General features: G+C 50.6%; 7 protein-coding genes and 1 pseudogene. All 8 read right to left on the bottom strand.

Annotated elements, in window-relative coordinates:
* A pseudogene (locus LDL35_RS14200) lies at window positions 1–320 on the bottom strand (ion transporter); the annotation flags it as partial.
* A 23-nt stretch (window positions 321–343) separates the two neighbouring features.
* A complete protein-coding gene (locus LDL35_RS14195; RefSeq protein ID WP_304023611.1) occupies window positions 344–856 on the bottom strand; it encodes a DUF6438 domain-containing protein in 513 nt (170 codons plus the stop codon).
* Window positions 857–898: 42 nt separating this feature from the next.
* The gene (locus LDL35_RS14190; protein WP_304023610.1) at window positions 899–1,609 is read right to left on the bottom strand and encodes a tetratricopeptide repeat protein; all 711 of its coding nucleotides are present in this window, start codon (window positions 1,607–1,609) and stop codon (window positions 899–901) included.
* A gap of 59 nt (window positions 1,610–1,668) precedes the next feature.
* Complete coding sequence (locus tag LDL35_RS14185; protein ID WP_304023608.1) at window positions 1,669–2,304, bottom strand: tetratricopeptide repeat protein; 636 nt, start codon at window positions 2,302–2,304, stop codon at window positions 1,669–1,671.
* 59 nt (window positions 2,305–2,363) lie between these two features.
* Window positions 2,364–4,235 carry an AMP-binding protein gene (locus LDL35_RS14180; RefSeq protein ID WP_304023607.1) on the bottom strand — a complete coding sequence of 624 codons (1,872 nt, stop codon included), beginning with the start codon at window positions 4,233–4,235 and terminating at the stop codon, window positions 2,364–2,366.
* Between the two features lie 93 nt (window positions 4,236–4,328).
* Window positions 4,329–4,592: a 4Fe-4S binding protein gene (locus tag LDL35_RS14175; RefSeq protein WP_304023613.1), complete on the bottom strand. Its 264-nt coding sequence runs from the start codon at window positions 4,590–4,592 to the stop codon at window positions 4,329–4,331.
* Between the two features lies 1 nt (window position 4,593).
* Window positions 4,594–5,121 carry a 2-oxoacid:acceptor oxidoreductase family protein gene (locus tag LDL35_RS14170; protein ID WP_304023605.1) on the bottom strand — a complete coding sequence of 176 codons (528 nt, stop codon included), beginning with the start codon at window positions 5,119–5,121 and terminating at the stop codon, window positions 4,594–4,596.
* A partial coding sequence (locus LDL35_RS14165) for a transketolase C-terminal domain-containing protein (protein ID WP_304023603.1) occupies window positions 5,121–5,745 on the bottom strand: 625 nt, incomplete at its 5' end. The genes LDL35_RS14165 and LDL35_RS14170, both read right to left, overlap by 1 nt.

Below are 5,745 nucleotides of genomic sequence, written 5' to 3'. Positions count from 1 at the left end.
AACAGGTCGATGATCAGGTATACATGGAATGCATATCTGACCCGGTCGGTGACCATGCGGACCGGATGATGCGTATCGGTGCAGGCCCACATCCGGAGAACATACTCACAGATGAACACCACCATGCAGACATTGATGATACCTGTCAGGATATCGCCCAGGTGCTCTGCAATCGTGCGGACGGTTAATAAAATAATAGCAATGGTATTTACCAGGATTACTGTTGCGAGTACTCCGTGGATGACAACAGCAGTCCTGTCATGCCATGCAGGCTTATCCAAAATGATATGGATACGTTGTTTTATGGAACTGCCACTCACACTAACCCCGGAGCACTCCTGAATTAAATCGGTTCTCCCCACGTTCCTTCATCTAAGGGACCGGCCCCGATCCACCGGGACGTATTTGCGACGAGATCGACGGCATCTTCCATATCAGTCAGGTTCTCCGGTGACGTAAAGTCTCCATGGTAATGGTACACCCGCTTTACGTCAGTGCCATTTCTGACGGTCAGTGTGGCTGTTGGCATGTCAGTGATGTTCAGATAGGCATATGAATCATTCAAATCCAGAAACCCGCCTTCGATAAGCCGATCATACAGGTCACTGACCAGGGCAGGATCAAGAGAGTCGGTCCGATTTCCGGCAGCCTCCACATACATCTCACCCATCCAGGTGATCGTTCCATTCCCAAAGAGCGAGACCGAATACACCGGACAGGTTCCAAAACACATGCCACGCTCAAGAGTAATTTCAATATCACGAACCACCCCCTCTGATGAGAGGTCAGAAAGCCCGGACGGGAAAAGGACGCACACGAACAATACACAGAAAAACACCACAATACGTCTGTTCATACTGGTATTATGTCATACCTGGTAAAAAAGGTGGGGAGAAGGTTATACTGAATAGGCAGTGGCAGGAATGTAGGCCGAAGGGATGACAGCCGGGACAGGGGCGTTATATCCTGATATCTCTTCTAACAGGCGATATATCTCCTCGAGTTCATCAGGATGGGAGACTCCTGCCTTCTCGTACTGGGCAATGGCAGTCTCAAGTGCTGTTTGTGCCTCACTGAACCGATTCAGAGAGTACAGCACCCGCCCCTTCCCTGCATACGATGCCCAGTTCGAACCTGCGCCTTTTGCATAGGATATCGCCTGTGTATATGCATCAAGGGCTGATAGGTACCGCTTCTGACTCTCAAGGGCAAGACCAGTCCCATACCAGGCATCTGATGAAGATGGTTGGAGCTCTATGGCTTTTTGAAAGGCATTATATGCCGCACGGTAGTTCCCCCCTTCAAGAGCTGCATACCCCTCAGCAACATAATCCTCAAAACCCTTCGGGACTTCAGTCGGGATCGGAGTATACCCATAATCGAGAACAGTACTCATCAGGTCCGGGTCAATCTGTGCCAGCAGCCAGTTCGGGGCGGAAAAAAGACTCCCATGCGACCATCCGTCGGCACCACCGATCATACCGGACGGGACAAACCCATCAGCATAGGGAGAACTGGAGAATACCGGTGCTGCTGTGGTAAGTACCAGGCATCCGGAGAGAACAAGTACTGACAGAACCAGTACCACGGGTGAAGCAGCAGATCTCATACATGGATGATCTCATAGAAAAATAAATACATTCTCAGGAAAAATGGGAGATCTCAAGATCATCCTGCTTTTTTGAGTGCTTCCTGTGCGGCATCAGTCTCGCCAAGCATCTCAAGTGCCTGGGCAAGGTCACGGTACATAGATGCCAGCTCATCTGCCATATCTTCTCCGGACTGTTCATACTGGCTGATGGCAACAGTCAATGCATCCTTTGCATTCTCAAACTGGTTCAGGGCAAGATAGGATCTTCCCTTTCCAGCGTTCGGACCCCAGCTTGATGCCGGCTTTTTCGAGTATGATACCGCCTTCGTATAGGCATCTATTGCAGAGAGATACCGCTTCTGATTTTCAAGAGCAAGACCCCGGCCGTACCATGCCTCGGTGGATGTTCCATTTATATCAAGTGCTTTCTCAAAAGACTTGAGAGCATCCTTATAATTTCCCCCTTCCAGGTATGCCCATCCTTCCTTTACGAGATCCATCGCAGTCGGAGGTTTCGGGGTAGGCTCTACCAGCTTGGTCCCGAAATAATCCATCTTGCTCATTTCCCGAGATTCATCGTCAAACTGTTCCAAAAGCCAGTTTGGTGCGGAGAAGAGACTGCCATGTGACCATCCGTCATCAGCTGCCAGTACCCCTGCCGGGATAAGAAGCCCGACAAGAATGAGGGAGATATACAACACCTTCCGAATCATTCCTCAAAGGTTATGAAAAAAAGAATAAAAACATGTCAGGTGGTTCAGGTACTCATATCCTATGAATGATCACCGCGACCGTTCTTCTGTTCTTCTTCAAACCGTTTCATCTCCATCTCTCTGAGATCCTTTCGCTTGATCTTTCCTGAAATGGTTTTTGGAAGCTCTTTTACAAATTCAATCTTTCGTGGATATTTATAGGGAGCCGTGGTGACTTTGACATATTCCTGAATCTCCCGTGCAAGTTTGTCTGATGGTTCAAAACCGGTTTTCAGAACGACGAACGCTTTGACGACAAACCCTCGGATGATATCTGGTGACCCGACGACCGCAGCCTCCTGGACAGCCTGGTGCTCTATGATTGCACTTTCAACTTCAAATGGCCCGATACGGTACCCTGAAGCCTTAATGACGTCATCATCACGGCCAACAAACCAGAAGTACCCGTCATTATCCTTCACTGCCCGGTCGCCGGTATAGTAAAACCCGTTTCTGAAGGCATTGGCGTTTGCTTCTTCATTTCCCCAGTACCCCATGAAGAACCCGACCGGCCGGGGGTCGGTTTTAATAGCGATGGACCCTTCTTCACCTGGCTTGACCGGTTTTCCATCCTCATCATGAAGCTCGATCACCCAGCCAGGAGAGGGTTTTCCCATCGACCCGTACTTCGGCTCCATGCAGGGGAATGTCCCGACACACAAAACCGTCTCGGTCTGCCCATACCCTTCGTATATTTCAAGGCCGGTCGCATCTTTCCATGCTTTAATGACTTCAGGGTTGATGAGCTCCCCGGCACTTACACAATGCCTGAGCTCAGAAAAGTCATACTTGCGCAGGTCAGCCATGATCAGCATCCGGTAGATGGTCGGTGGTGCACAAAAGGTGGTTATCCCGTACTTCTCAATAAGCGGAAGAAGTTCGGTTGCATTAAACTTATTCCGGTAATCATAGACGAAGATTGCAGCACCCTCAATCCACTGTCCAAACAGTTTCCCCCATGCAGACTTCGCCCACCCGGTATCTGAAACGGTAAAGTGCAGATCATTATTGCGCACATCATGCCAGAACCGGGCCGTGACGATATGCCCAAGCGGATATGACTGTGAATGGAGCACCATCTTCGGTTCCCCGGTTGTACCGGATGAGAAGAAGATCACCATCGGATCTGTCGCCTTTGTCTTTCTCATCCCCTTCAGGTTGATAATCCGTGATGAGACCGGTGCAGGATAGGTCAGTTCACGCGGGTATGAAAGCCAGCCGTCATGAGCACCATCCACCACCATCTTTGTCTCAAGTGTCGGGCAGATACCGGCAATCTCCTCAACCTTATGGGCGTTCTCCATATCGGTGATGACCATCTTTGCTTCTGAGGTATTGATCCGGTATGCCAGATCCTTTGGCGTCAGCATGGTCGGAGCCGGAATGTAAACTGCACCGATCTTGATAAGAGCGACCACCATGAACCACCACTCAGGCACCCGGTGGAGCATGATGAGGACCCGGTCTCCCTTGCCGATCTTGTACTTGATCATCATGTTGACGATCTCGTTGGACCTGCGGGAGATGTCACGGAATGTGAAGAACTTCTCTTCTCCCTCCTGGTTTGTCCAGACCATTGCTATCTTGTTCCGGTCCTTTTTTGCCCAGGCATCGACGACATCAAACCCGAAGTTAAAATACTCCGGAACCTCAATCCGGAAATTCCGGTAGGTCTCATCATAGTTCTGCATATTATGCCGGTGCGGTGCCGGGGAGTCATCAATCACCGGGCTTGAATGCCCACACGGATATATACCATACCCGGAGAGCTTTCGAAGCTGCCGGGTACATGCCTCATTGATCCAGTCAGAGCGTGAAACCTGCCTGACAACACATTCCTGATCAACCCGCCGGGTCAGATCATCATCCATGGTAATAGAGAACCGAACCATCTGTACTAATCTGGTGCACCAGATTGTAAAAGAGTTGTGAATGGGTGAACCAGTATTTATAGGAAGATCTGCATGAACCGGAGTTCCCGGATATCAGGTGCCGGTTGTATTCCCTTCACGCACCATGGTGATGGCTTTCTTCGGGCATTCAGCTGCACAGATACCGCAGCCCTTACAGAAGACCAGATCTATCTCATATTCATCGTTAATGACCCCGTCGGGACAGTACATGGCACACATCCCGCATGCATTACATTTCTCCCTGTCGACAACCGGCCTGAAGACCCTCCAGGTTCCGGTATTGCCACAAGCACCCTCACGAGGCCGGGATATTGCAAGTCGCTCCCTCTTCTCCATGTCAGACCAGCTCCTCATACGCCATCAGGGCGGCTTTCAGGTTCCGTTCATCCGAGAACATCTCTTTGATTGCAGCAGCCGCAGACTCACGGGAAAACAGGCCCATCTTTGCAAGGGCACCGATAACCGGTGTGTTCAGGATGGGACTTCCCGCAACAACCAGATTTGTCTTCAGCGCAATTCCGGTCAGGTCCACATACTGAACCTGATACCCCTCTGCCTTCTTTGGAATTTCAGGTGCGTTAATCAGGACTTTTCCATCAGGTTTCAGTCCTTCAAACACATTGACCAGGTCAAGAATGGAGGGATCGAGAACCACGATTAAGTCAGGATTGTGGATCTGCGAATACACCTTGATGGGCTTGTCATCTATCCTGATAAATGAGACAATCGGAGCACCACGCCGCTCTGCACCATAAAAAGGGGCTGCAGTCGCATACTTCCCGTCCCTGAACGAGGCAAGAGCCATCAGCTTTGCAGCGGTGACACCACCCTGACCACCACGGGAATGAAGCCGTATCTCATACATCAGGCATCAACTCCAAACCAGAACTCTTCCCCGATACGACGGTCCCTGACAAAGCCTGCAATATCATGATAGGTTACCTCCTGCCCGCCAAGACCTGCGATAACATTATAGCACTCCTTTCCGGTCTTTGCACGGATAGAGGTCGCCAGAATACCTCCAAACCCGAATGAGTAGTTCCGGTCAATAACAACCAGTTCGCGGTCACCAAGGTTCAGTTCAGGGAAGGGACGGATCCACCTGACCCGCATGGACCCTGCCTTTACCCCTTCATTCCGGAGAATATCCACAGCGACTTCTGCTTCCTTCCCCAGGGTTCCCATTGCCAGGATGAGAACATCTGCATCCTCACACCGGTACTCCTCGGTCCAGGAGTACTTCCGTCCGAAGGTCTGTGCAAATGCCTCTTCGGTCTCTTTGATCACCTGAACCGAATCACGCATGGAGCGTTCGATGTCATACCTGATCCTGAAGTAATCTGCAGACGAGGTCATACATCCGTAACCGGCAGGTGCATCAGTCTGTATTGCATGATCAAGAACCAGTGGCGGAATAAAATTCCCGACCTCACTCTCCTCACGCTGCTGTGAGCTGTGAGCAAGGGCAAACCCGTCACGACTTATCATA

This window comes from Methanospirillum hungatei, assembly GCF_020216685.1.
GTDB classification, from domain to species: domain Archaea; phylum Halobacteriota; class Methanomicrobia; order Methanomicrobiales; family Methanospirillaceae; genus Methanospirillum; species Methanospirillum hungatei_B.
Note: the sequence above shows the minus strand (reverse complement) of the source record. Positions and strands in the feature narration are given on the sequence as shown.